Source organism: Clostridium mediterraneense (assembly GCF_900091705.1).
Classification (GTDB): Bacteria; Bacillota; Clostridia; order Clostridiales; family Clostridiaceae; genus Sarcina; species Sarcina mediterraneense.
In genome coordinates this window covers 276,400-302,785 of the sequence record NZ_LT594785.1, presented here as the reverse complement: position 1 = coordinate 302,785, position 26,386 = coordinate 276,400, and the positions used below count along the sequence as shown (strand labels likewise).

At 29.0% G+C, this 26,386-nt stretch carries 21 protein-coding genes; 4 read left to right on the top strand and 17 right to left on the bottom strand.

Annotated elements, in window-relative coordinates:
• Window positions 1-38: 38 nt before the first annotated feature.
• The 12 genes from BN8917_RS03405 to BN8917_RS03350 all read right to left on the bottom strand — a co-directional run bounded on the left by BN8917_RS03405 (window position 39) and on the right by BN8917_RS03350 (window position 15,342).
• Complete coding sequence (locus BN8917_RS03405; RefSeq protein WP_066870663.1) at window positions 39-929, bottom strand: N-acetylglucosamine kinase; 891 nt, start codon at window positions 927-929, stop codon at window positions 39-41.
• Between the two features lie 67 nt (window positions 930-996).
• Window positions 997-1,302, bottom strand: a complete 306-nt coding sequence (locus tag BN8917_RS03400; RefSeq protein ID WP_066870660.1) for a PTS lactose/cellobiose transporter subunit IIA — start codon at window positions 1,300-1,302, stop codon at window positions 997-999.
• A gap of 44 nt (window positions 1,303-1,346) precedes the next feature.
• Window positions 1,347-1,652 (bottom strand): PTS sugar transporter subunit IIB, encoded by a 306-nt coding sequence (locus tag BN8917_RS03395; RefSeq protein WP_066870657.1) that lies wholly within the window; start codon window positions 1,650-1,652, stop codon window positions 1,347-1,349.
• A gap of 202 nt (window positions 1,653-1,854) precedes the next feature.
• Window positions 1,855-4,653: a sigma-54-dependent transcriptional regulator gene (locus BN8917_RS03390; protein ID WP_066870654.1), complete on the bottom strand. Its 2,799-nt coding sequence runs from the start codon at window positions 4,651-4,653 to the stop codon at window positions 1,855-1,857.
• A 193-nt stretch (window positions 4,654-4,846) separates the two neighbouring features.
• Window positions 4,847-6,037 carry an ABC transporter permease gene (locus BN8917_RS03385; RefSeq protein ID WP_066870651.1) on the bottom strand — a complete coding sequence of 397 codons (1,191 nt, stop codon included), beginning with the start codon at window positions 6,035-6,037 and terminating at the stop codon, window positions 4,847-4,849.
• Complete coding sequence (locus tag BN8917_RS03380) at window positions 6,030-6,764, bottom strand: ABC transporter ATP-binding protein (RefSeq protein ID WP_066870647.1); 735 nt, start codon at window positions 6,762-6,764, stop codon at window positions 6,030-6,032. Before BN8917_RS03380 ends, BN8917_RS03385 begins: the two co-directional genes overlap by 8 nt.
• Window positions 6,765-6,781: 17 nt before the next feature.
• Window positions 6,782-7,588 carry a Cof-type HAD-IIB family hydrolase gene (locus BN8917_RS03375; RefSeq protein ID WP_066870642.1) on the bottom strand — a complete coding sequence of 269 codons (807 nt, stop codon included), beginning with the start codon at window positions 7,586-7,588 and terminating at the stop codon, window positions 6,782-6,784.
• Between the two features lie 134 nt (window positions 7,589-7,722).
• Entirely contained in the window at window positions 7,723-8,967 is a 1,245-nt protein-coding gene (locus tag BN8917_RS03370; protein ID WP_066870639.1) for a glutamate-5-semialdehyde dehydrogenase, read from the bottom strand.
• Window positions 8,968-8,969: 2 nt separating this feature from the next.
• Entirely contained in the window at window positions 8,970-9,782 is an 813-nt protein-coding gene (gene proB, locus BN8917_RS03365; RefSeq protein ID WP_066870636.1) for a glutamate 5-kinase, read from the bottom strand.
• A gap of 123 nt (window positions 9,783-9,905) precedes the next feature.
• Window positions 9,906-10,778 carry an SDR family oxidoreductase gene (locus tag BN8917_RS03360; RefSeq protein WP_066870633.1) on the bottom strand — a complete coding sequence of 291 codons (873 nt, stop codon included), beginning with the start codon at window positions 10,776-10,778 and terminating at the stop codon, window positions 9,906-9,908.
• A 596-nt stretch (window positions 10,779-11,374) separates the two neighbouring features.
• Complete coding sequence (gene mgtA, locus BN8917_RS03355; protein WP_066870630.1) at window positions 11,375-14,023, bottom strand: magnesium-translocating P-type ATPase; 2,649 nt, start codon at window positions 14,021-14,023, stop codon at window positions 11,375-11,377.
• 542 nt (window positions 14,024-14,565) lie between these two features.
• On the bottom strand, window positions 14,566-15,342 hold the full coding sequence (locus tag BN8917_RS03350) for an SDR family NAD(P)-dependent oxidoreductase (RefSeq protein WP_066870626.1): 777 nt from the start codon (window positions 15,340-15,342) through the stop codon (window positions 14,566-14,568).
• A gap of 266 nt (window positions 15,343-15,608) precedes the next feature.
• On the opposite strand from BN8917_RS03350, the gene BN8917_RS14490 reads away from it, so the two are divergent.
• From BN8917_RS14490 to BN8917_RS03335, 3 genes are all read left to right on the top strand, one after another.
• Window positions 15,609-16,190, top strand: a complete 582-nt coding sequence (locus tag BN8917_RS14490) for a hypothetical protein (protein WP_066870623.1) — start codon at window positions 15,609-15,611, stop codon at window positions 16,188-16,190.
• A 163-nt stretch (window positions 16,191-16,353) separates the two neighbouring features.
• Window positions 16,354-17,640, top strand: a complete 1,287-nt coding sequence (locus BN8917_RS03340; protein WP_066870620.1) for an NCS2 family permease — start codon at window positions 16,354-16,356, stop codon at window positions 17,638-17,640.
• Between the two features lie 230 nt (window positions 17,641-17,870).
• Window positions 17,871-18,482, top strand: a complete 612-nt coding sequence (locus BN8917_RS03335; RefSeq protein ID WP_066870617.1) for an SH3 domain-containing protein — start codon at window positions 17,871-17,873, stop codon at window positions 18,480-18,482.
• 61 nt (window positions 18,483-18,543) lie between these two features.
• On the opposite strand, the gene BN8917_RS03330 is transcribed toward BN8917_RS03335, so the two are convergent.
• Together BN8917_RS03330 and hcp are read right to left on the bottom strand one after the other, a co-directional pair.
• Window positions 18,544-19,125 carry a hypothetical protein gene (locus BN8917_RS03330; RefSeq protein ID WP_066870614.1) on the bottom strand — a complete coding sequence of 194 codons (582 nt, stop codon included), beginning with the start codon at window positions 19,123-19,125 and terminating at the stop codon, window positions 18,544-18,546.
• A gap of 191 nt (window positions 19,126-19,316) precedes the next feature.
• Entirely contained in the window at window positions 19,317-20,966 is a 1,650-nt protein-coding gene (hcp, locus tag BN8917_RS03325) for a hydroxylamine reductase (RefSeq protein WP_066870611.1), read from the bottom strand.
• A gap of 326 nt (window positions 20,967-21,292) precedes the next feature.
• Here hcp and BN8917_RS03320 point away from each other — a divergent pair, with 326 nt between their 5' ends.
• Complete coding sequence (locus tag BN8917_RS03320; RefSeq protein WP_066870608.1) at window positions 21,293-22,669, top strand: YjiH family protein; 1,377 nt, start codon at window positions 21,293-21,295, stop codon at window positions 22,667-22,669.
• A 36-nt stretch (window positions 22,670-22,705) separates the two neighbouring features.
• On the opposite strand, the gene BN8917_RS03315 is transcribed toward BN8917_RS03320, so the two are convergent.
• From BN8917_RS03315 to BN8917_RS03305, 3 genes are all read right to left on the bottom strand, one after another.
• Complete coding sequence (locus BN8917_RS03315; RefSeq protein WP_066870605.1) at window positions 22,706-24,004, bottom strand: homoserine dehydrogenase; 1,299 nt, start codon at window positions 24,002-24,004, stop codon at window positions 22,706-22,708.
• Between the two features lie 174 nt (window positions 24,005-24,178).
• Window positions 24,179-25,558 (bottom strand): sodium-dependent transporter, encoded by a 1,380-nt coding sequence (locus BN8917_RS03310; protein ID WP_066870601.1) that lies wholly within the window; start codon window positions 25,556-25,558, stop codon window positions 24,179-24,181.
• A gap of 102 nt (window positions 25,559-25,660) precedes the next feature.
• A complete protein-coding gene (locus BN8917_RS03305; protein ID WP_066870598.1) occupies window positions 25,661-26,386 on the bottom strand; it encodes a staygreen family protein in 726 nt (241 codons plus the stop codon).

Sequence of the window (26,386 nt, the reverse complement as noted above, 5' to 3'; positions counted from 1 at the left end):
CTCCTAATTTTTTTATCTTATTGTCTTATTAATTAAATTTATTTATTATTTTTCTTATAAATATAATATGCACCCTTAGCTGCTGAAACTTGTGATTCAACAAACTCCACTACATTTATATTCTTTAAAAGATAACTTTCAAAAATATCCCTTACAATTTTGCTCTTTCTTATAACTCCACCTACAAGACCTATTGAACAACTTTCAAATTCAAGCCCTTTAAATGTGTTTTCTGTAGTTTTTGCAAGTGCTAGACCTTCTTTTTCCATTATTTCAATTGCTACTCTATCTCCATTTTCAGCAAACTTTGATACTACTGGAGCTACCTTTGCAACTTCATCTTTAGTTGATGAATAAACAAATCCTATTACATCATCTTCTGAATCAATTCCTATTTCATTCATAATAGCTTCAATAAATTCTGATTTTGGAAGTCTGTTTTCTTTAACAAAAATCATATGCTTAATAGCCTCTATTGAAATTTTATATGCAGAACCTTCATCACCTAAAAGATGACCCCAGCCACCACATCTAAGCCTTTCATCTTTATTAACTCCAAATGATATTGAACCTGTTCCTGCTATTGTTAAAATCCCATCTTCACCTTTTAACATTGCTCTTAAAGCAAGTTCTCCATCATTCATAACAACAGAATCTTTAAAGAACTTATCAGCAACTTCTTTTATTAACTGCTCATTATCACCAGCTTCTGAACCTGCTATACCAAGATAAAGTCCTTTTAAATTTTCTTGTCCATATTCATCTACAAGTTCCTTAATTGAATCATGAATATTGTTTAAAGCTTCTTCCTTATTATTAAGAAGATTAGCAAACCCTTTTAAAGAAGTTTTTAAAACATTTCCGTCTAAATCATAAGCAACAGCTTCTGTTTTTGTTCCACCACCGTCAACACCTATAATATACTGCATTTAAATCCCCACCTTATAATTTGTAGCTAGAAGTAAAGCTCTAATGAAAACATTAGAGCTTTATATATTATTTGTTTTCGATTTTTTCATGTAAATCTACTATTTCTGCTGCTAAATCCTTTAATGTCATTGATGTCATTAAGTGATCTTGTGCATGCACTAATAATAATGATACTTCTGTTTTATTTCCACCAGCTTCACCTTGGATTAAAGCTGTTTGTGATTTATGAGCTTCTGCAAGTTTTTCTGAAGCTTGATTTATAAGTTCTCTAGCTTCTGCTATCTTTCCTTGTTTTGCAAGTGCCATTGCTTCCATTCCGTAGCTTCTAGCTTCTCCACTATGAATGATAAGATTCATGATTATTTCTTCCATTTTACTTCACTTCCCTAACTAATTTAATTTTATCTATATATCTATTAACCGATTAATTCTAAAGCTCTTGTAAGAACCTTTTCACCATTCATTGTTCCGTAAGCTACTGTATCAATAACTTCAACTGGTACGTTCTTACCTTCTGTTAATCCTTTGAACTTTGATAATAAGAATCTAACTTGAGGTCCTAATAATAATACATCAATATCATCAATTTTATTTTGAGCATCTGCTTCTGCAACTGCTTCTATTGAACATTCAATTCCTTTATTTGCTGCTGCTTCTTGCATCTTTGTAACTAATAAACTTGTTGACATACCTGCTGAACATACTAATAATATCTTTTTCATAATTAATTCCTCCTAAAAGTTCATTTCTAAATTTATTTCTTTTTTCTTATGCCTATATATAAAGCAATTTGCATGCCAACTTTTATTTTACACAAAAACTTTTTTTACCCGCCTATAAGCTAGTATTTAAGCCATTTCTATTTTTCTATAAAAATAAAATAATAGTGTGTAATAATATACACACTATTATTGTCTAGACACACTACATAATAATACTATTATTTTTTGCTGAACTATTATTAAGTATCATCTTTACTATATATCCAATTTCATTATCTCCAACATTTACATTGTAAGCTACCTCTAATGGTTTAAGACCTTTCTTAACCATTATAAATGCCTTATTATTTTCTGCCCTATATTCATTAAGATCTGGGAAAGGAGTTTCCTTACCACCTTTCTTTATCTTATCTATAAGGAAACTAATATGCATCAATATTCCAAGTCTTGCATCAAACTCTATAATAATATCTAAATTATTTTCCATATCTCTTATTGCATACCTAATATTTTTGATAAGTTCAAATGAATCTATCTCTTTAAGCTGTGTTTTTAAAGATTCAGCAATTTGAATATAATCAATTTCTCTTTTTACTAACCTATTAAGAACTACTATTCCATCGCCAGTAAATATATCTGCTCCTGAAATAAATGGAATATTTTCAACATACATATTTACAGTTCCTACGATAGCTAATACTTGATAAGTCTTATTTACCTCTTCTAGATTCTTAAGAAATTTTTCTCTATCTAAAATATCCATAGGAATAATATTAAGTCTATCAATATTATTTAACTTATCTTCAAGCACACTTCTAAGTTTTTCTGCTGAACCTTCTCCTGTAAAACAAGTAGTAAGTATAGCAAGGCTTTTTCTTTCTTCTTTTTCTGGTACTGATTTTAAACCATACCTATTAATATTATTACATGCTTCATAAATTGAATTAATATCTCTACCATTAAGAGCTTTTCTTCCAGCTTCAATAACTGCTAAAGTACTTACCATATCAACAGTTTTGACATTAACACCAATCTCTTCTTTTAACATATCACCAAAATTAACAAGTGATCCCATATCAGCAAGAATTATAACCCCCTTGCCCTTATCCATCTTTTTAACCATATCCTTAACTCTTTCAAACATTACCTCAGCTTTCATATCAAGCGGCATATCAAGAGCCTTAACATATTCTTCTCCTATAAGGGTATTAGCAACTTCAACCATACTTGTAGCTGTTGCTCTACCATGCATTATAACTAATACAGCAACTTTTTCTTCATTAACACTATCTAGTTTATCTGTATCAGTTGCAAGGAACATAGTTATATATCCAATTTCATCAAGAGAAATTGAAATATTAAATTTATCCTCTATCATCTTTGCTATTTGCATAGCAACCATAAATTCTTTACTATACTCTTTTCTAACATTATTAAGTCTTGGATGATAAATATCATTTCCATTAAGTATTCTTTCAATGCTACCTTGCATATGAAGAGCTAAACCAAAATAAACTTTTTCATCAAATTCTCTATCAAGAGATTTACTTGCGAATTCTAAAGATTCTTCAACAACATCAACAACTCTAGTATCTACTATTTTAGAAATCTCTTCTTTTCTAAAGTTACCATTAAGTCCACTTATATACTTTCTAAAATAAATATCTATATCATCATTTAAAACATTATCTATTTCATCATTAGTTAAGCCTTGTTTTTTAAGTTCTTCTAATTTATTTTCTATAGTTGAATAAAACTGCTTTATATTTTCAGTTTCATATTTATCTCCATTTTTATCTTTGCAGTTAGTACATTCATCACCACAAATAGTACAAGCATTTTCATCATTATCTGCAAAACAAATTATATCTCCAAAATTGCTAAGTAAAGATTCTACTTCATTTCTCTTATCTTGGATTTTCATTATTCCTCTTTTAACTGAACCCTGAAGATCAGATTGTTCAACAAGAATTATATCCTTCTTTCCACTCTTATAATTTAAGAATGCCTTAGCACAAGAAAGTTGTATATCACTCTTTAATTGACCTATATTATTCTGGCAATCATATAAAAGGAAAGACATTAAAGCATTTTTTCTAAAATAAATATTTTCATTAACCCTTACTGACTCTGCTCTTATAAATTCATTTAAAAGCCCATATCTTTCATTTAAACTTCTTTCTCTAAGTGGAGGAAGAATTATAGTCATGGGAATTCTTCTAGTAAATGTTTGTAATAAATATGATTTTGGATCTTCTGTTGTTGCAGCTATAATCTGTAATTTTGCCTTAACTTGCTTTTCAGTTTCTCCAAGTGGTCTAAAGAATCCCTTATCTATAAATGTAAATAACATTTCTTGTCCTTGAGGGGATAGTCTATGTATTTCATCTAAAAATAATATTCCACCATCAGCTTTCTTTAAGAAACCATCTCTATCTTTATCAGCTCCAGTAAAAGCACCTTTTTTAACACCAAATATTTGAGCCATAACAAGTTGTGGATTATCTGCATAATCAGCACAGTTAAATCTTATAAACGGAGCATTTTCTTTTAAAACTTTAGTTGCTTTTGCAAAATCATACATTGATTCAGCAAACATTGACTTACCTACCCCAGTTTCTCCAAGTATTATAGTATGAAGTCCATTAGGTGGATAAAGTATTGCTGCCTTAGCTTGCTGAATAGCTATTTGAAGCGAGCTATCTGCTCCAACTAGTGAATCTAAACTATTTTTTTGTAAAGTAGCCTTACCCACTTCTTCTCTATCTAAAGTTTTATCTATATTTTCTTCTAAATTTTTAAATCTTGTTCCAGTAGTATATCTAACTGGTCTACCATCTAACTTATCTAATTTATCTTCCTTAAAGAGCTTATTTAAATATCTGCTAACATTTGCCCTATCAAGCCCCATGTATTCACTTAATTCTATAGCTGATACAGCTTTTTCATTTATTTTTTCAAGCTCTATAACAGATTCTAAAACACTATCTATTTTTCTCATTTTAAAATCCTCCATATTATACTTATATATTATTATACATTATTTATTTATACCTGAGTTGTCAAAATTCTTATAACTCTACATTTTTTTCAAAAGTTTTTATAGAAAAATTTTATCTTGTCTAAAAAATATATTTTTTTATACAAAAAAAGAAGTCTATTTTAAAATAAACTTCTTTCTTCTAAACTAATTATTAACTTCTAAATAATACATCTTCTCTATTAAACATATATCTTGCAAGTAAAATTGCTAATACTATATAAACTATTGACCAACCAAATGTTAAAGCTAAATGCATTGAATCATAAACACCAAATATTGCTTCCTTCATAACAAGAACTGCATTTAATATTGGTACATTATATAAAACTAAAGGTGTTCCATTAACATCTAAATACATTGTTGCATATGAAATAATCATAGGTGCAAATGTTAAGAATCCAAGATAAGTTTGAGATTCCTTAAATGATTTAGCAAATACACTTATAGCAAGTTGTAACGCACTAAAACTTAAAGTAATAAGTATAGCAAGTACTACTATTACTACTATTGCCTTTACTTGAAGTGCCATTCCTCCATTAGTCATAAGTAAACTACTTGGTAGAAGCATTGATACTAAAAATCCTATAAAACCAGCTATTGTAGATAAAATTCCCATAACTGTTATAGCTCCAAGTTTTCCTATTAAAATAGAACTTCTACTAGCCTTAGTACTTAATAAAGGTTCAAGTGAACTTCTTTCTTTTTCACCAGCTGCAAGATCAGTAGCTGCTGCTGCTCCCCCTTGTGCTGCATAAATTAAAACAAACATAGGTAATAACATTGCTAAAAATTGCATAGCATGAGCTTCATCTTGATTTTCAATCCCAACTCCAACTGGCTCTATTTTAATTGGGTTTAATAAATTATTATCAACTTTAAGCGTTGATAATCTCTGACTAACCTTTTGATTATTATATTGATTTATTATAGCTTCTATTGTTGAAAGTGCTATTTGCGATTTTTGACTTGTATTATCATAATAAATCTTTAAATTAGCACTACCATCTTTTGAATCTATTTTTGAATCTAAATCATCTGGAATATCTAAATAAAGATAAATTTCTTCACTTTTTAATGCTTCTTTTGTATCTTCTACTTTAACAATTTGAATACTATTATCTTGCTTTAAAACTTTTTCTAAAGATGAATTTTGATTTCCTACTATCGCAATCTTAAGATTTTCTTTAACTGCATTACTACTACTAGCTAAAGAACCTCCTAAAACATACATTATAAGTGGAAATAAAAATATAGGTAATATTACTGCACTTAAAAATGCTTTTCTATCTCTAAAAAGGTCTTTAATCTCCTTTTTAAAAACAAGCCACGACATACTATTCATCTATTTCACCCCCAATTAATTTGATAAATATTTCTTCTAAATCATCACTTTCATATTTATCTTTTAATTCAGGGATAGTTCCAACTTCAACTATCTTACCTTTATGAATTATAGCAACTCTATCACATAATTTTTCAACCTCATACATACTATGGCTTGATAAAACTACTGCTTTATTTTCTTTTTTACAATTTAAAATAAATCTTTGAACCGATCTTGTAGCTGAAACATCAAGTCCTGTACTAGGCTCATCAAAAAGCATAACCTTTGGATTATGAACTATACTTCTAGCAATAGAAACTTTTTGCTTCATCCCTCTTGAGAACTTTCCAGCAACTCTATCTATATAATCTTGCATCTCAAAATCTTTTACTAGTTTTTCTATATTTTTATTAGCTTCTTCTTTTGAAAGTCCGCCAAGCTGTGCAAAATACATAATATTTTCTCTTGCTGTAAGCCTGTCATAAATTCCAACATCTCCACCAAAAAGTATACCAATGCTACCTCTAACGGCTTCTGGCTCCTTATTTATATCATATCCATCAACTATTGCTGTTCCAGCTGATGTTTGAAGCATAGTAGCTATCATTCTAAGTGCTGTTGTCTTTCCAGCTCCATTTTCACCAAGTAATCCTAAGATTTCACCTTCATTAACATGAAAACTAATTCCGTCTACTGCTATAAAGTCTTTAAATTTTTTAGTAAGACCTTTAACCTCTAAAACCATCTTTTACCCCTTTTCATTTAATTTAATACAAATTTCTCAATAACGTGTGCCACACCATCTTCTTCATTAGTCTTAGTAATATAATCTGCTATTTCCTTTATTTTTTCACTAGCATTTCCCATTGCAACACCAAGACCTGCAAATTTTATCATCTCAAAGTCATTTTGCTCATCACCAATACTAACAACTTCTTCTCTCTTTACTCCAAGTTCTTTAATTAACTTTTCTAAACCAAATCCCTTATTACATTCCTTATTCATAATTTCTAAAGTCATTGGTAAGCTTTTTACTAATGCATATCTCTCTTTAATTTCTTCTGGAAGCATTTTTATTTTTTCATCAAGTATTTCTGGCTCTTCAAGCAGTAATACCTTCATTATGTCATCATCTTCTTTTATATCTTTACAGAAATCTATAATTTCTATTTTAGAACCTATATGCTCCCTTTCAAACTTTGTAAATTTATTTTCTTCATTAGCAAAACATAAATCTAAAGTATAAGCCTGTATTTTTAGATTTAATCCCTTGTTAATTTCATTTATAATGTGCAAATCCTTTCCCTTTAAGCCCACACTAGTTATAACTTCTCTAGTATAGCAATTATATGCTGCTCCTCCATTGCAAACTAAAGCATATTCACCTTGCTTATTTAAACCAAGCTCATCTAAAAATCTTTCAATTCCTGAAAAACTTCTACCTGTAGTAATAACAACCTTAACTCCATTTTCAGTAGCTTTATTTATAGCTTGTCTATTCTTCTTAGAAATTTTGCCTTCTTTATTTAATAATGTACCATCCATATCTATTGCTATTAATTTATACATATTTACACACCCCTTTATCTTTCGGTTTTATATAATTATAATCCAAAATTTTCTATTATTCAAACTATAAGGATATTTTATAAATTTCAGAAAATAAAAAAAGCTATCATTAACATAGATAGCTTTTCAAATTATTATCTTATTTGACCATTTCCATAAATAATATATTTAGTAGTTGTAAGCTCTTTAAGTCCCATAGGTCCTCTTGCATGAAGTTTTTGAGTACTAATTCCTATTTCTGCTCCAAATCCGAACTCACTACCATCTGTAAATCTTGTTGATGCATTAACATAAACAGCTGCTGCATCTACTCTTTGTAAGAATTTTTCTGAATTAAAGTAATTTGTTGTTACTATAGCTTCTGAATGACCTGTTCCATGTTCATTTATATGGTCTATTGCCTCTTCAAGACTATCAACAACTTTTACAGAAATAATATAATCAAGGAATTCTGTATAGAAATCTTCTTCTGTTGCATCTAAAACTGAAGGAACTATTTTCTTAGTCTCCTTACATCCTCTTATCTCTACACCTTTTTCTTTTAAAGCTTCAATTGCCATTGGTAAAAATTCTTCAGCTACATCTTTATGAACAAGTAAAGATTCTGCTGCATTACAAACTCCAGGTCTTGAAGTCTTAGCATTAACAATTATATTTTTACCCATCTCCATATCACATTCTGAATCAATATAAATATGACAATTACCTGTTCCTGTTTCTATTACTGGAACCGTAGCATTTTCAACAACTGCTTTAATAAGTCCAGCTCCACCTCTTGGAATAAGAACATCTAAATATTTATTTAATCTCATAAATTTAGAAGCAGTTTCTCTTGATGTATCTTCAATAATTTGCACACAACCTTCTGGAAGTCCAACTTCTAAAATAGCCTCTTTTATAATTTCAACAATTTTAAGATTAGAATTTAAAGCTTCTTTTCCCCCTCTTAAAAATGCTGCATTACCAGTCTTTAAACATAAAGCTGCTGCATCTGCTGTAACATTAGGTCTTGATTCATAAATAATTCCAACAACACCAAGTGGAACTCTTTGAACTCCTATTCTAAGTCCATTCATTCTTTTCTTCATGGAAAGAACTTCTCCAACTGGATCTTCTAAAAGAACTATTTCTTTAACACCACTAGCCATAGCTTCTATTCTTTCCTTAGTAAGCTTTAATCTATCAAGTAAAGATTCCTTTGTTCCTTTTTCTATAGCAATATCAGTATCTTTCTTATTTTCAATAAGAATTTCTTCAGCTCTTTCAACAAGCTTCTTAGCTATATTCTCTAAAGCCTCATTTTTTTTAACTGTTGAACTTATACCAAGTTCATAAGCTGCTTTTTTAGCAAGCTTCCCTTTAATTTCTAATTCACTCATCACTAAATTCTCCCCTTTCCAACAAATAAAGTCCCTTTTCTTTCCCCATCAACTAAGATATCTCTTAATATAGATGGTTCTTCACCATTTGCAAGTATCATATGAATTCCCTTATCAACAACTTTTTCTGCTGCAGAAATCTTAGTTCTCATACCACCAGTTCCAAATGAAGTTCCAGCTCCACCTGCACATGCTTTTATTTCTTCTGTAATCTCATCTATTTCTGATATAAGCTTTGCATTTTCATCTTTTCTTGGATCACCATTATAGAATCCATCAATATCTGATAAGATTATAAGTAAATCTGCATCAACAAGTAAAGAAACAATTGCTGATAAATTATCATTATCACCAAAGTTGCATATATTCTCAATCTCATCAATAGATATAGTATCATTTTCATTTACTATTGGTATAATTCCTTGTTCTAGAAGAGTACCAAATGTATTGCAAACATTATTTCTCATTCTATCATCTTCAATAACATCTCTAGTTAATAGCACTTGTGCTACAACATGTCCATATTCCCCAAAAAATTTACTATATATATTCATCAAATGACATTGCCCAACAGCTGCTGCCGCTTGTTTTCCCTTTGTTGTTTCAGGTCTTTCTTTTAAGCCCAATCTACTGCATCCAACCCCAATTGCTCCTGAAGAAACAAGAACTATCTCTTTGCCCATATTTTGAAGGTCAGATAAAACCCTAGCAAATTTCTCTATTCTCCCAAGATTTATATTCCCATTTTTATGTGTAAGACTTGATGTACCAACCTTAACAACAATTCTTTTAGCTTCTGTTATTTTAACTGACATTTACTTTATAGCCCTCCTTAATCCTTTAATAATTATAATTATTATACACTAAACATATCTATGTTATATATAAGAATTTAAAAATAAAAACTCCTAGATATTCTAGAAGTTTTTATAAACAATTTAACTAGTTATCATTTCTCCACCATTAACATGAATAGTTTCTCCTGTAATATAAGAAGCACCTTGACTTGCTAAAAATACATAGCTCTCAGCAAGCTCAACTGGTTGCCCCGCTCTATTAAAAGGTAAATTATCACTAAACTCTGAAACCTTCTTTTTATCGAATGATGAAACTATTAAAGGAGTCCAAATAGGTCCTGGTGCTACTGCATTTACTCTAATTTGTTTTGGAGCTAAATTCATAGCTAAAGATCTAGTAAAACTTGTTACAGCTCCCTTTGTTGCAGAATAATCTATAAGAGCTTTATTACCTTTATATGCAACTACTGAACTTGTATTTATAATACAAGAATTTTTTTTCATATGAGGAAGTGCTGCTTTTACTAAATGAAAAGAAGCAAAAATATTTGTCTTAAATGTTTTTTCAAGTTGTTCACAGCTTATATCTTCTATTTTATCCTGTGGATATTGTACACCTGCATTATTAACTAAAATATCAACACATCCAAATTGTTTTACTGTTTTATCCACAATTTCTTTGCAATGATTTTCTTCACATATATCGCCACCAATTAAAAGGCATTCGCCACCTCTTTCAATTATTAACTTTTCAGTTTTTTTAGCATCCTCTTCTTCATTTAAATATGCAATAACAACTTTTGCTCCTTCTCTAGCATAAGCAAGTGATACTGCTCTTCCAATTCCACTATCACCTCCAGTAATTATTGCTACCTTATCTTTTAGCCTATCACAAGAATAACTATATTCCCCAGCTTCATAAATAGGTTGTGGGGCCATTTTTTCTTCACTCCCAGGTTGTACATCTTGATGTTGTGCTGGAAACTTATCTGGAAATTTATCTACTATAGTCATAAAAATATTCCTCCTCAATTAATCTTATTACTAATAAGTATTTTCATAAGAACAATATTTTATGTAGATTTAGCTTATAAATTAAAAATGTGTTGTTAGCTAAAAGCCAATCAACACATTTAATTAGATATCTTTCTTTATTAAAACTATAGCAGGTAAAACTATATAAGCTATAATTGCTGCTATAATTCCTAGAATTATTAATGTAATATTCATTACACATCACCTCAACCTCTATTTGATTAGATAATTTTGGGTTGTTTTTAATTTATTAAATAAACTTATTAATAAATTAATGAAATACTATGAGTTAAATAAGTAGCTTATCATCTCATACTTTTCTTACATTTTATTCTCAACATTTAATATAGTCAAATATTTTGTATTTAAATGAAAATATTGTAAAACTATTCAATAAAAAAATAGCATAACCTCATTGGTTATGCTATCTTTATATATTTAATCTTTTAAGCTAAAGATCTTTCTTTATTAGAACTAATGCAGGTAAACCTAAATACGCTACTCCTGCTGCAATAAATCCTAATGTCATTAATATTGGATCCATATTATCACCTCAGTATTTATATTTTAGGCAATTATAGAACACGTCCAAAGCTGTTCATAAATAGTTTCTTTGCAAGTTGGCTTAATAAGAAGTAAGCTACTATTACGAAGAATATGAATATGAAGTACATAGGATTCATATATACCATTCCTACTGCTTTTCCAATAGGTGTATATGGTAAGAACCATCCTATTAATAATGATACAACAATTGACGCATTAAGTTGCCATGATGGATTACTTTGAGTAAATGGTACTTTTTCAGTTCTTAACATATAAAGAACTAAAACTTGAGTAGTAAATCCTTCTATAAACCAACCTGTTTGGAATAAATTAGCTGTTGCAGCTGTTGTGCATCCGTATCCAAACCACATAAGTGTAAATGTTGCTATATCAAATATAGAGTTTGTAGGTCCAAATACTATCATCATTTTACCGATATCTTTAGCATCCCATTTTCTAGGCTTTTCTATAAGCTCTTCATCAACATTATCCCATGGGATAAATACTTGAGTAATATCGTAAACTAAGTTTTGTATTAAAAGTTCTATAGGTAACATAGGTACGAATGGTAAGAAAATACTTGCAAGTAAAACACTTATGGAGTTACCATAGTTTGAACTAGCAGTAATCTTTAGATACTTAGTTGTATTAGCAAAAACTTTTCTTCCTTCAATGATACCTTCTTTTAGTACCATTAAGTCTTTTTCTAAAAGTATTACGTCAGCTGATTCTTTAGCAATATCAACTGCTGTATCAACTGATATTCCTACATCTGCTTCTTTTAAAGCAATAGCATCATTGATACCATCACCCATAAATCCAACAACTTTATCTCCATTCTTAAGTACTCTAACAAGTCTAGCTTTTTGTAATGGATTTAATTTAGCAAATACATTTGTTCTCATAGCTAATTTAAATAATTCAGCATCAGTTAAATCTACTATTTCTGAACCAACAACTATGTTTGTTATTTTAAATCCAACTTGTTCACATACTTTCTTTGTAACAAATTCATTATCTCCAGTTAAGATCTTAACATCAACACCATAGTGTGCAAGAGCTGCTAAAGCTTCTTTTGTAGTTTCCTTTGGTGGATCTAAGAATCCAATGAATCCAACTAAGATCATGTCACTTTCATCAGGTACTCCAAATTTCTTATTAGGGTCTTGATTATCTTTTCTTGCTACCCCAATAACTCTCATACCTTCATTATTAAGTTCTTTAACTTGATTACGTAATTTCTTTATTAATTTTTCATTTAATTCGATAGTTTGTCCATCGACTTCAACATACTTAGAAACTTGAAGCATTTCTTCAAGTGCACCTTTAGTAATAACTTGTGCCATTCCTGTATTTTGGTCTTTTATTATTATTGACATTCTTCTTCTTGTGAAGTCGAAAGTAATTTCATCTAATTTTTCAATCTTACTTCCAAGCTCTTTTTCAAAATTCTTTTCATTACCACAATCTATTATTGCATGGTCAATAACATTTTGTAATCCACTTTGGAAGTAACTATTTATATATCCGTACTTTAATACATCATCACTTGTTTCACCATTAATATTTATATGGCTTTCAACTTTAATTCTATCATCTGTTAAAGTACCAGTTTTATCTGTACATAAGATTTCCATTGAACCAAAGTTTTGGATTGAACTAATCTTCTTAACAACTGTCTTTTTCTTAGACATTTTAACAGCACCTTTTGCAAGGTTTTCTGAAACGATTGTTGGAAGCATGATTGGTGTTAATCCAACTGCAAGTGAAGCTGAGAACATTAATGAATCTAAGAAACTCTTTGTTTGGTACCAGTCTATAACAAGAACTAAAGGAACCATAACAACCATAAATTTTAAAAGCATTTTTGAAACATTCTTAACACTCTTTTCAAAGCTTGTTTCTTCATCTGCTTCCATAAGTGAGCTTTGCATTGCTCCAAAGTAAGTATGTTCTCCTGTACCTATAACAACTGCTGTAGATGTTCCACTAACAACATTTGTTCCAAGTAGACAAATGTTTGTATAATCTCCAATTTCTCTACTATTTGATCTATTGTCACAGTGTTTTTCAACAGGTTCTGATTCACCAGTTAAAGCTGATTGACTTACAAATAAATCCTTACATTCTAATACCCTAAGGTCTGCAGGAACTACATCTCCAGTAGTTAATTTAACAATATCACCTACTGCTAAATCTTTCATATCTATCTTTTCAAAATCTTTTCCGCCTCTTTTAACAAGACAAGTAGTTTTAATAAGACTCTTCAAAGCATCAGCTGCTTTTTCTGACTTATACTCTTGAACAAATGAAATAATTCCACTCGCTAGGATTAAGATAACTATAATTATAATTTGTGACCAACTTTGTTGTGATTTTGGTACAAATACTACGCTAGTTAAGTAAGTAATAATACCGATTATTATTAAAACTAATACAAAGGCATTTGCAAATGATTTAAAGAATTGAACTATTACAGGAACATCCTTTTGTTCTTGAGTATCATTCTTTCCATATTTAGAAATGTTCTTTGCTACTTGGTCATTACTTAACCCATCTCTTGAGCTGTTAAACTTCTTGAAAAGTTCTTCTGTAGAGTTTGCACTATTAGTATGTAAATCTTTAACGACTTTATCAAAGGCTTCTCTGTTAAACTCTTTTTTATTATCCTTCTTCATATGTTTTCTCCCAATCTTTTATTTTTCATATAGTTTTCTGTTTGTAAATTATTTATTACTCAAAATTAAAACATAATTGTCTATATGTAGATTAGGTCAATACTGTAAATTCAAAATATTCAATTTTTAATACTTAAAAGCATAAAATTAATTTGGTTTCTGAAAGTTCAGTATTCACTCCAAACTAAATTACAGCTATTCCAACTGTGAGTAATACTAAACTGACCTGGTACGTCTTCCATGAAACCACCACCTTTATTTTATTCTCCATTCTTTTTGCTGATAATTTATTATCATTTAGAAATTCTAGTGTTGATAACACATTATCAATAAAAAAAATTTAAAGCTCTCCTGTGTTGGCTAAGCCTCTATTTGATAGTAATATACAGCACATAAAATATCAATTACAGAGAAATTACATAAAAAAACATAAAGGTTACATAAAAAATTAATAATAGTAAAAAATAGCTATTAATTTTAAAATTATTAAAAATTAATAGCTATTTTTATTATACTCTTGTAATATACCAATAAATTTTTTTCTATTTTTTCATGGCTTTTGACTGTATCTTTTTTACCATTTTTGAAGTAAAAGTATATGGTAAGATTCTTGAGAAAGCTACTGCAAATTTATTCATAAGCCCCGGAATTATAATAGCTTTTCCATTCATTAAACCATTATAAGCAATTTTTGCAACAAGTTCTGGAGACATAGCAACATCTAAATCGCCTTTTCCTGCTCTTCTACTAAACTCAGTTTTTGTAGCTCCAGGACATAAAGCTGAAACAGTAATATCTCCATAATCTTTAAGTTCTTCTCTCATAGCTTCTGATAAAGATAAAACATAAGCTTTACTAGCATAATAAACAGAAATAAGAGGTCCTGCTTGATAAGAGCCTGTTGATGCAACATTTAATATTTTTCCTTGCTTCTTCTCTTTCATATAACTTGCAGCTAAATAATTAAGTCTTGTAAGAGATTTTATATTTAAATCAATAACCTCTTCATGCTTTTCCCAATCTATATTTGTAAATTCACCATTAAATCCAACACCTGCATTGTTTATAACAATATCTATCTGTGGATAACTTTCTTTAATAGTTATCCACAGCTTTTCTAATAATTCTATTTTAGAAATATCCACAGCGAAAGCTTTTACTTCAACTTTATAAATTTCTTTAAATTCACTTTCTAATTCTTTAAGTTTATTTTCATTTCGACTAACTAAAATAAGATTATAATTTTCTTTTGCAAAAACTGTAGCTAAAGCTAATCCTATTCCACTACTTGCACCAGTTATTAAAATATATTTACTCACTAGACTCACCTAACCCTAAAATTAAATTTCCGTTTTATTTATCACTAAACTTAAATATAAGTTATTTAGACTTAAAAGAAAATAAAATATTGATTTATTAACATAAATATTACTTATAATCTAAAAGTTTAAATAACTTAATATAAAAATATTTCTTTAAAAATTAAATAAGTAAAATAGCAATAATCATCTATTTTTTAACTTTTGAACATATTTCTTTTGGATGATATTATCTGTTAGTAAAATTATCCTAAGGAGAAAATCAAATGAAAAAAATAATAATTTTAGTTGCTGCCATAGTTGTTATAAGTGGTGGAGTAATAGCTTATACATCTGAGCATAAAAATAATGGTTCTAATAATGTAAGTAATATTGAATCTAATAATGAGCAAACAAATTCTACAAACTCATTATCAAATCAAAATTCTAATAATACAAACTCAAGTAGTAATCAATCTAATACTAGTAGTAATTCAAACTCAAATTCAGAATCAAATCAGAATTCTAATAATAATTCTAATAATAAAAACACTACTAAATTAAGTAATACAACTACAGAATCAAATAATTCAAACTCTACACAGATTCTACAAACATATGATGATACTGTTGCTGTTACTATTGGAAATGATAATTCTACATATAAAAACTGTGTTTCTGGATATGCAAAGCCTAATCCAAATAGTCAAGTTAGATCATTATTATCAGACTATGGAGAAACTGAAGTATTAGCTAAATTAGAAAATCAATTTGGAATATGGTATAAAGTTAGCCATTGTGGAACTATTTCTTATGTACCTAAACAAAATATTACTTTTGATACTAAAGAAGCTAAATATGATCTATAAAAAATAGATATTATATTGAATATATTATCCTTTATATAACTTCGTTAATTTACTTTTAAATAACTTAAATTTCAATTTTATATACAAGTTTTCTTTGTTATAATATTGATTGTATCGAGAGATATGGGTGGGAGAGGGAAGAATTAACGAGGTTTTCGAAAGGATGAATAATTTATTTAAATTAAAAGAACACAACTCAAATCTAAGAATTGAACTTATGGCAGGTTTAACTTCTTTCTTTGCAGCAGTTTATATTGTTGTCGTTAATGCCAGTATTTTAAGTGATGGAGGAAAATCAATGCAGCCGCTAATTATAGCGACAGTACTTGCATCAGTAGTTGGTTGTTTGCTAGTTGCCTTTATTAGTAACACTCCACTAATTATTATGCCTGGAATGGGTATAAATGCTCTATTTACTTATACTATTGTACAAACTATGGGACTTAGTTTTGATCAAGCCCTAGGAGCTGTCTTAATTGCAGGTATTTTATTTACCATAGTTGCTCTTACACCTTTATCCAGATTATTAAATGAAGGAATTCCAACTTCACTAAAAACAGCTATTACTGTAGGAATAGGTTTATTTATTACTTTCCTTGGTCTTCAAAAGGCTGGAATAGTAGTAGGAGATAAATCTACTTTAGTTAAGCTTGGTGATCTTTCTAGTCCACACATTCTTGTATTTGTCTTAACTTTAATAGTTATGCTTATACTATTTATAAAAAATGTGCCTGGTAACTTTTTAATAGGAATTATATTTGGAACTATTTTATCTATAGTTCTTGGGGTAAGTTCATTTAGTGGATCTGCTTTTGCTATTCCAAGTTTCAAAGAATATGGTAGTGTATTTATGCATCTAAACTTTTCAAGTATTGGTTCTGTTAACTTCTGGATTGCAACCATCTCACTAACACTTGTTTTAATCTTTGAAAATATAGGATTATTACATGGTCAAGTTAATGGAATGCTTAAAGCACCTGAAAAAAATAAAAAAGCTTTAAGTGCTATTGCACTTTCAACTATAGCTTGTGGAATATTTGGAACAAGTCCTTCTGTTTCAACAGTTGAAGGTCAATCAGGAATAGTAGCTGGTGGTAAAACTGGGCTTACATCAATATTTGCAGCTTTATTTATATTCTTATCATTGTTCTTTATACCATTGATAACTTTAATACCAAATGAAGCAATTGCACCTATCCTTATAATTATCGGTTCACTTATGATGAGTCATATAAAGGATATTGATTTTAATGATTTTTCAGAAGCATTTCCTGCTTTTATAATACTTATATTAATACCTTTAACATATAGTATTGTTGATGGTATGGCATTTGGATTTATACTTTATCCAATAACAAAGATAACTTCAAAGAAATGGAGAGATATTCCTATACCAACTTATGTTGTTGCAGTAATATTCTTAGCCTATTTCTTAATGAACAGCTTATAAAAATAAAAACTATGAAAGCTCTACTCTGCTTTCATAGTTTTTTTACTTCTAAAAATATATTACTAAATCATTTAGTTAAATTACATATAGTAAAATACTATCTAATAAATTTATCACTTTCTAACAAATTTAACCTAAATATATATATGTTATTAATTTATACTTTTTGAAATTATAAGGATTATTTAATATACTAACTAAATGGAAAATTTAACTTAAGGAGAAAACAAATGAAAAAAATAATAATTTTAGTAGTTGCTATTTTAACTATAGGTGCTGGAGCTATGGCTTATGCTTCTTCAAAAGATAGTAATAATACTCAATCTAATAATGAAATAAATACTACTCAAAGTACTAATTCAAATACAAGTTCATCATCTAATAGCAATGAAAACTCTAATACAAATACACAATCAAATAATTCAAGTTCTTCATCAAAGCAAAATTCAAATAATAATTCTGCGTTAGAACAAAATTTAAATAATACTAATTCTAATAATGAATCTAACAGTAAATCATCACCTACTGCTGTAATAAATAAATTTACAACCTCAAAAGTTATAAATCAATACGGCGTAATATCTAATACAAATAAGCCTAATAACTATGATGGATTAGATTGGGAGCCTAATACAGTTAAAGTATTTAGTTGTCCAGATTCTTATTCAAAAGGAATTGGTAATTTGACAGTTGGTACAAAAGTATTTGTTCTCAGTGAGCAAACATTTGAAAAAGCTCCTAAGTACTGGTCAAACTCACAAGTTGGTACATGGGCTGCTATAAAATTTGATAATGGAGCTCGTACAGGATATGTTTATGCATCTACATTAAATATTAACTAATAAAAAAAGAAACTACCTCTATAAAAGTAGTTTCTTTTTTACTGTATCTCTATTTAGATATTTAATTAAGACTTGTTTTTGTTAAATATACATATATCTCATTTGATTTATCAGCTTTTCCATATAAAAACTCTTTATATTTTTCTTCACTAACTTCTGGCATACCTTTTAAAAGCTCATTAAGTTCTTCTCTATTAGAATAAGCTTCTTCTACTCTAATCATATTATAGATATCCATCTCTATATCGTTGTATTTAGTATTTTCTAATAATGTAGCCCAAGCTCTATTATATATTTGAAGTGCAGTTTCATTACTTAATTTAAAATACTTATTATATAATTCTTGAATCTCCTGAAATTTTTCTTGTGGATTTCTATTTAAACAATAATTAGCTGCATTTTCAAGGAATACTAATGCAAATTTAGTAGCTCTATTAAACATCCTATTAAGACTATGTCTAAGTAATACTGTCATCATTCCTTCAGTATCTAGAGCATCATTCCCCCTAAAATCAACATTTACTAACTCACTCACAGCTATATCAATGTTTTCTTTATAGATTCCTTCAAACATTGCTTCTATTACAGCTGATGCCATAATAAATTCATTTTCCATTTCTTCTTTTGTCATAAAGTTACTCATTTATTTTATCCTTTCGTACTAACATCCTCTATATAACTGTATTTCTAATATAATCTTATATTGGATTATTTTATATAACTAATAACTATTATAAAACTATCCTTCAATTTTTTTCAATAAACTATAAGTTTAATTTAGTACCAAAAAATAAAAAAAAGAAACTATTTCTAAGAAATAGTTTCTTTTTTAAATTATTCCCCAAGGAATAACTTAATATCATCTTCAACATCACCGATTCCTGCAATTCCAAAGTTCTCTACAAGAACGTTAGCTACATTTGCTGATAAAAATGCTGGTAATGTTGGTCCTAAATGAATGTTCTTGATTCCAAGGTGTAATAATGAAAGTAATACTATTACTGCCTTTTGTTCGTACCAAGCTATGTTATAGCTTATTGGTAATTCGTTAACATCATCTAATCCGAATATTTCTTGAAGTTTTAATGCTATTAATACTAATGAGTATGAATCATTACATTGTCCAGCATCTAAAACTCTTGGAATTCCTTGAATATCACCAAGGTCTAATTTGTTGTATTTGTACTTAGCACATCCTGATGTTAATATAACTGCATCTTTAGGTAATGCTTTTGCGAAATCTGTGTAGTAGTTTCTTGATTTAGCTCTACCATCACAACCTGACATTACGAAGAATCTTCTGATTGCTCCTGATTTAACTGCATCAACAACTTTATCTGCTAAAGCAAATACTTGCTTGTGAGCAAATCCACCAATGATTTCTCCTCTTTCGATTTCTATTGGAGCTTCACATCTTTTAGCATGTTCTATTAATGCTGAGAAGTCTTTGTTTCCGTTCTCATCCATATCTATATGCTTTAGACCTTCAAATCCAACAGTTCCTGTTGTGTAAACTCTGTCTTTGTAACTATTCTTTGGTGGTACAAGACAGTTTGTTGTCATAAGGATTGGTCCATTAAAGCTTTCGAATTCTGTTGTTTGTTTCCACCAAGCATTTCCGTAGTTTCCTACAAAGTGTTCATACTTCTTAAATGCAGGATAGTAGTTAGCAGGTAACATTTCACTATGTGTATAAACGTCTACTCCTGTTCCTTCTGTTTGCTTTAATAATTGTTCCATATCTTTAAGATCATGTCCTGAAATTAAGATAGCTGGATTGTTTCTAACACCGATATTAACTTTTGTCATTTCTGGGTTACCATAGCTTTCTGTATTAGCTTTGTCTAGAAGTGCCATTCCTGAAACCCCTACTTTACCCATTTCTAAAGCCATTGCTGTTAATTCATCAACTGTTAACTTATCATCTGTTAAAGCTGCAAGCATTCTGTGCATGTCTCTATCAACTTGCTTGTCGTAGTATCCAAGTGCTGATGCATGCTTTAAGTAAGCACAAAGTCCTTTTGCTCCATATGTGATAAGTTCTCTTAAACTTCTTATATCTTCGTTTTCTGTTGAAAGAACTCCTACTTCAGGTGCCTTAGCATCCATTTCTTCTCTTGTTTCACATGTCCATGTTGCATGTTCTGGAAGATTTTCTAGGTTTCCACCTGCTTTTAATACTTCTTTCTTTAATTCTTCTCTTAAAGCTAAACCTTCTTTAATTCTTGCAACGAATATTGATCTATCGAAGTTAGCATTTGTTATTGTTGCAAATAATGATTCAATTATAAATTTATCTACTCTATCATCAGTAACATTAACTTCACTTGCTCTTGTACTTACTACTGAAAGTCCCTTAACTACGAAAACTAATAAATCTTGAAGTCCTGCTAGTTCTGGGCTCTTTCCACATACACCTTGGATTGTACATCCAGTACATCCTGCTGTCTCTTGACATTGAAAACAAAACATTTTCTTCTTCATAATGGATCTCCTTTTTATTATATTAGAATTATATTAGAATTAATTTTTATTGAGTTTAAAGTACATTTGATTTGCACTTTTAAAGGTATAAATAATATTGGTTTTATATTAAAGTGTTATAAGTTTTTTAGTATGTGTATACTATATCATCTTTTTAAATTTATTTCGGTAACCAAAGTTACCTTTTGAAAAAATATTTTTATTTTTGCTCTATGAATATTTATGCAAAAAATCAATTGAATTTATACATTTTTTATTGATTAATAGCAAATTTTTATGTATAATCAGTACATAACATGGTATAAAGTTTAAAGGGGGATATACTAATGGATAATACAAATTTAAATAAATTAGCTAAGAAACGTTACACTACTTTAGAAATTTCAAAATTCTTAATTCCATCACTTATAGGAATTTTACTTTTTATGGTTCCAATAAAAACAAGTGAAGGACTTACTATTCCTGTTGCTTATTTTTCTGGACTAGTAAGCAATTCTTTAGCAGATGAATTACCTTTAATTCTTACAATAATAATTTCAGCTACTGCAATTATATCCGTACTAACAAAAATATTTAAACCAAACTTTATTTTAAAAAGTGAAACATTAAACTCACTATTTAATGTTTCTACACTTTGGTTTGTATCAAGAATTCTTGGAGCAGTCTTTGCTATATGTACATATTTTCAAATAGGACCAGCTTTTATAATAAGTGATGCTACTGCTGGAACTGTACTAAATGGTCTACTTCCAACATTATTTGGAGTATTCTTATTTGCAGGACTTTTACTTCCTCTTCTTTTAAATTTTGGTCTTTTAGAGTTTTGTGGATCTATGCTTACCAAAATAATGAAACCTTTATTTGGACTTCCTGGTAGAGCTTCAGTTGATTGTATAACTTCATGGATAGGAGATGGAACTATTGGTGTTTTACTTACATCTAAACAATATGAACAAGGTTTCTACAATAAAAAAGAAGCTTGTATAATCGGAACAGCTTTTTCAGCAGTTTCAATAACATTTAGTTTTGTTATTATATCTCAAGTTGGACTTCAACATATGTTTGTTCCATTTTATTTAACAATCACTTTAGCTGGAATTATTGCTGCAATAATAATTCCTAGAATCGGACCATTAAAAAAGAAATCAACAGAATGCTATGATGGAGTTACTCATCAATCAACAGAACTTTTACCTGAAGGTCATACATCTTTTAGCTATGGTATTGAACTTGCTGTTGAAAAAGCAGCTAGTACTAAAGGCTTTAAATCTCTTGCTGTTGAAGGAGTAAGAAATGTATTAGATATGTGGATTGGTGTTATTCCAGTAGTTATGGCAATGGGTGGAACTGCTCTTATACTTGCAGAATATACTCCTATTTTCAAAATACTTGGTATTCCATTTATACCACTATTCTGGCTTTTAAATATTCCAAATGCAACAGATGCCGCTGGAACAATACTTGTTGGTTTTGCTGATATGTTCCTTCCATCAGTTATGATTGCTAAAGAAGGAATTCCTGAAATAACTAAGTTTGTAGTTGCCTGTGTTTCAGTAACTCAACTTATATATATGTCCGAGGTAGGAAGTGTTCTTCTTGGTTCATCAATACCAATAAACTTTAAAGAATTATTTATAATCTTTATTCAAAGAACTCTTATAACACTACCAATAATAGCGATAATCGCACATTTATTATTCTAAAAAAGGAGCTATCTAATTATGATAGCTCCTTTTACTTTAATTAAATTCTTCTATTCTTATTAAATTATCTATTTTTTTCATTCCCTTAATTTCATAGATAGTATCTATTGCTGTAATTATATTAACTTCCTTTGTTTCATGTGTTTCAAAAACTAATGTAACATATTGCCCATCTCGTCTTTTTCCTCTTTGTATAACTGACCTTAAACTTACACCATTTACTCCAAAGCTTTTTGTTATATCTCCAAGAACTCCTGGTTCATCTATAACTGTTGCTCTTATATAATATCTACTCTCAACTTCACTCATATCCTTAATTTCTTTTTTCCACAAATTATTTTTAACTACTGGAATATAATTTTCATTTTCAACATTACTTCTTAAAATCGAAATAATATCACTTACAACCGCACTACCTGTTGGTAAATCTCCAGCCCCTTGTCCATAAAACATTAAATCTCCAACTGCATTACCTGTAACAAAAACAGCATTAAAAGCATCATAAACATTAGCAAGAGGATGTGTAGCTGGTATCATAGTTGGATGAACTCTAAGCTCTAAAGCTCCATCCTTTTCTTTAACTGTTGCAAGTAATTTTATTTTTAACCCAAGCTCTTTTGCATATTGTATATCCAAAGAATTTATATGTGTAATCCCTTCTCTATAAACATCTTGAACTTCTATTTTTGTTCCAAATGCAAGTGATGAAAGTATAGCAAGTTTATATTGAGCATCAAAACCTTCAATATCTGATGTTGGATCTGCCTCTGCATACCCCTTATCTTGTGCTTCTTTTAATGCATCTAAAAAGCTAATTCCTTCAAGCTCCATCTTAGTTAAGATATAATTAGTTGTTCCATTTACTATTCCATATAATTTTTCAATCTTATTAGCTGTAAGACTTTCATTTATAGCACTTATTATCGGAATTCCTCCAGCGACACTAGCCTCATAATTAAATTTAACACCCACCTTATCAGCTTCTTCAAAAATTTCATCTCCACTAGTTGCTAAAAGCATTTTATTAGCTGTTACTATATGCTTTCCCCTTTTTATTGCTTCAAGAATATAACTTTTAGCTGGTTCTATTCCTCCCATAAGCTCTACTACTATTCTAATTTCATCATCTTCAATAATATCTTTATAATTTGTAGTTAATATCCCATCTGGAATATGTACTCCCCTAGATTTTTTTAAATCTCTTACAAGTACCTTTTTTATTTCTACCTCATATCCTGAACGTTTTATAATTTCATCTTTATTTTTCTCAAAGATTTTCCAAACTCCACGACCTACATTACCTAGACCTAAAACTGCTATTTTAATTTTTTTCATATTTAATAACCCCCTTTTTTCAAAATACCCCAATATAAATTTCTCTATAAGATATATTATATATGTTAGTTGAATTAATTTCCACTATTTAACAATAATTTAAAGACAAATGTCCTCCAAAGAATTACATTAAAATAAAAAAAGACTACCTCTTTCAAGATAATCTTTCAAAATTTATATAAATGAACCTATAAACACAATCAAAATTAAAATTGGTGTTATATATTTTGAAGTAAATAATATAACGTCTACTAACTTCTTATTATTTAATGTTCCGTTATTAGTAAGCTGATCTACAAAATATTTTTTCTTTATAAAATAACCTGCAAATATTGATATAAGTATTCCGTTAATAGGTAACATAACCATAGATACTGATTTATCATAGAAATCAAAAATACTATATCCAAATAATTTTATTCCTGCTAAAACTGAATCTGGACTAGCTGATAAAGCAGCTAATGCTCCAAATAACATAACAATAATTATATTAATAACTTGAGCTTTTTTTCTACTAATCTTAAATTGTTCTATTAAAGCAGCTGTTAAAACCTCAAAAAGAGAAATCATAGCCATAGTTGCTGCCATTGCTGTTAAAGCAAAGAATAATATTAATAATATATTTCCTCCAGGCATTCCTGCAAAAATAAGAGGTACTGTTTTAAATAAAAGTCCTGGTCCACTCGTTGCTTCTAATCCAAATGAAAATACTGCTGGAAAAATAGCAAGTCCTGCAAGTAAAGAAACCCCTGTATCAGCAAGAACAACTTTTGTACCTGTCGCAGGTAAATTATTATCATCAGTATAATAACTACTATATGTTATCATTGTTCCAGTTCCTACACATAGTTTAAAGAAAGCAAGTCCCATTGCTGAGATAATAACTCCAATATTTATTTTTGAAAAATCAGGTTTTAAAAGAAAACTTACCCCCTCCATGGCTCCTGGTAACATTAAACTTCTAATAGCACATATAATTAAAAGTCCTATAAGAACTGGCATTAAAGTTTTCGTAAGCTTTTCTATTCCACTTTTTACTCCAAACATTAAAATACCACAAGTAACTACTACGGCTACAAGCTGCCAAGTAAGTGAAGCTGTTGCACTTCCACTAGTCTGAGCAAAAATATTAGAAACCTCACTTGCACTCATTCCTGTAAAAATACCTTTTATTGCTTTAAATATGTATGAATAAACCCAACCTGCTACAACTGTATAGAAAAATAAAATAAAGCAAGTTGCTATAATTCCTATAAATCCTATACTCTTAAAAATTTTTTTATCTGTAAAACTAGAAATAACTCCATATATATTTTTTCTCTTACCTCTTCCCATAGAAAATTCTATTAAAAGTACTGGTAAGCCTATAAGAAAAATACATATAAGATATGTAATTATAAATGCTGCTCCACCATTTTCCCCTGTAACATACGGGAACATCCAAATATTACCCAGTCCTACTGCTGAACTAAGTGTAGCTAAAAATACTGCAATCCCTGAAGAGAATTTTTCTCTATCTTTATTTAGTTTTACATCCACTATACTTTCCCCCATTCTTCCTAAAGTTTTATTTTTACATTATATACTAATAAATTGTTTATTTTCAATATTTTTCTTATAAAAGAAAAAAGCTATCTCTAAAAGATAGCTTTTATTTTACTTTATTCTGCTTACTAACACATTCCCATTGTCTATTTTAAATTCTATAATAAGATTTTCAAATTTATTATCACTTACTTTAACTCTTAATCTCAAAACTACTTTATAAGATGAAATACTTCCTAGATTCTCTAGGCTAATAATCTCTATCTTTTGCATACTATAATTCTTTTTTTCATCATATAAATCGACAACTTCTTTATCTATATATGGCTTTAATAAAGATTTTATAACATCTAATTCTAATTTTGAATCTGGTATAAAATCAAAACTATTTTCACCAATATAGTCATCCACTATCCCCCAATTTTCTATTTTATCGTAGTAAGGGAGAGAGGATTTAAAACAAACAATCACATTAGATTGTTTTAAGTAAGCATGTTTGTTTATTAATTTTATATCTGCTTTAAGTATTTGTTTTATACAATCAACTAGGTTTCTTCTAATAATTGCATTTCTAACACCAATACCTGCAGGTCTATTGCACTTATCAAGATGTATATGAAAATATAATATATATTCTCCTTCTGTTACAGCCCATTCCCCTAATATCTCATTTCCTTTTGACGCTAGCTTTTTAAAGTTATATCTTAGTCCTATGCTTAAACTAGCATTTTCATCCTTTGAATCAACAAAAGTATATCTTCTATGGTTTATAGGATCCTCTGTACTAATAGAATCTTTAAAATCTACCTCAAGTTTTAAATCTTGATATTTAGCCAA

What these genes read in the sequence shown, in the direction of transcription:
- BN8917_RS03315 (WP_066870605.1), bottom strand. Translation starts at nt 24,004, where the DNA reads ATGAAAAAAATTAAAATAGCAGTTTTAGGTCTAGGTAATGTAGGTCGT.
- BN8917_RS03380 (WP_066870647.1), bottom strand. Translation starts at nt 6,764, where the DNA reads ATGGTTTTAGAGGTTAAAGGTCTTACTAAAAAATTTAAAGACTTTATA.
- mgtA (WP_066870630.1), bottom strand. Translation starts at nt 14,023, where the DNA reads ATGAAGAAGGATAATAAAAAAGAGTTTAACAGAGAAGCCTTTGATAAA.
- proB (WP_066870636.1), bottom strand. Translation starts at nt 9,782, where the DNA reads ATGTCAGTTAAAATAACAGAAGCTAAAAGAATTGTTGTTAAGGTTGGT.
- BN8917_RS03400 (WP_066870660.1), bottom strand. Translation starts at nt 1,302, where the DNA reads ATGGAAGAAATAATCATGAATCTTATCATTCATAGTGGAGAAGCTAGA.
- BN8917_RS03390 (WP_066870654.1), bottom strand. Translation starts at nt 4,653, where the DNA reads ATGAGAAAAATAGATAGTGTTTTAGAATCTGTTATAGAGCTTGAAAAA.
- BN8917_RS03405 (WP_066870663.1), bottom strand. Translation starts at nt 929, where the DNA reads ATGCAGTATATTATAGGTGTTGACGGTGGTGGAACAAAAACAGAAGCT.
- BN8917_RS03320 (WP_066870608.1), top strand. Translation starts at nt 21,293, where the DNA reads ATGGATAATACAAATTTAAATAAATTAGCTAAGAAACGTTACACTACT.
- BN8917_RS03395 (WP_066870657.1), bottom strand. Translation starts at nt 1,652, where the DNA reads ATGAAAAAGATATTATTAGTATGTTCAGCAGGTATGTCAACAAGTTTA.
- BN8917_RS03310 (WP_066870601.1), bottom strand. Translation starts at nt 25,558, where the DNA reads ATGGGGGAAAGTATAGTGGATGTAAAACTAAATAAAGATAGAGAAAAA.
- BN8917_RS14490 (WP_066870623.1), top strand. Translation starts at nt 15,609, where the DNA reads ATGAAAAAAATAATAATTTTAGTTGCTGCCATAGTTGTTATAAGTGGT.
- BN8917_RS03335 (WP_066870617.1), top strand. Translation starts at nt 17,871, where the DNA reads ATGAAAAAAATAATAATTTTAGTAGTTGCTATTTTAACTATAGGTGCT.
- BN8917_RS03385 (WP_066870651.1), bottom strand. Translation starts at nt 6,037, where the DNA reads ATGAATAGTATGTCGTGGCTTGTTTTTAAAAAGGAGATTAAAGACCTT.
- BN8917_RS03375 (WP_066870642.1), bottom strand. Translation starts at nt 7,588, where the DNA reads ATGTATAAATTAATAGCAATAGATATGGATGGTACATTATTAAATAAA.
- BN8917_RS03340 (WP_066870620.1), top strand. Translation starts at nt 16,354, where the DNA reads ATGAATAATTTATTTAAATTAAAAGAACACAACTCAAATCTAAGAATT.
- BN8917_RS03370 (WP_066870639.1), bottom strand. Translation starts at nt 8,967, where the DNA reads ATGAGTGAATTAGAAATTAAAGGGAAGCTTGCTAAAAAAGCAGCTTAT.
- BN8917_RS03360 (WP_066870633.1), bottom strand. Translation starts at nt 10,778, where the DNA reads ATGACTATAGTAGATAAATTTCCAGATAAGTTTCCAGCACAACATCAA.
- hcp (WP_066870611.1), bottom strand. Translation starts at nt 20,966, where the DNA reads ATGAAGAAGAAAATGTTTTGTTTTCAATGTCAAGAGACAGCAGGATGT.
- BN8917_RS03330 (WP_066870614.1), bottom strand. Translation starts at nt 19,125, where the DNA reads ATGAGTAACTTTATGACAAAAGAAGAAATGGAAAATGAATTTATTATG.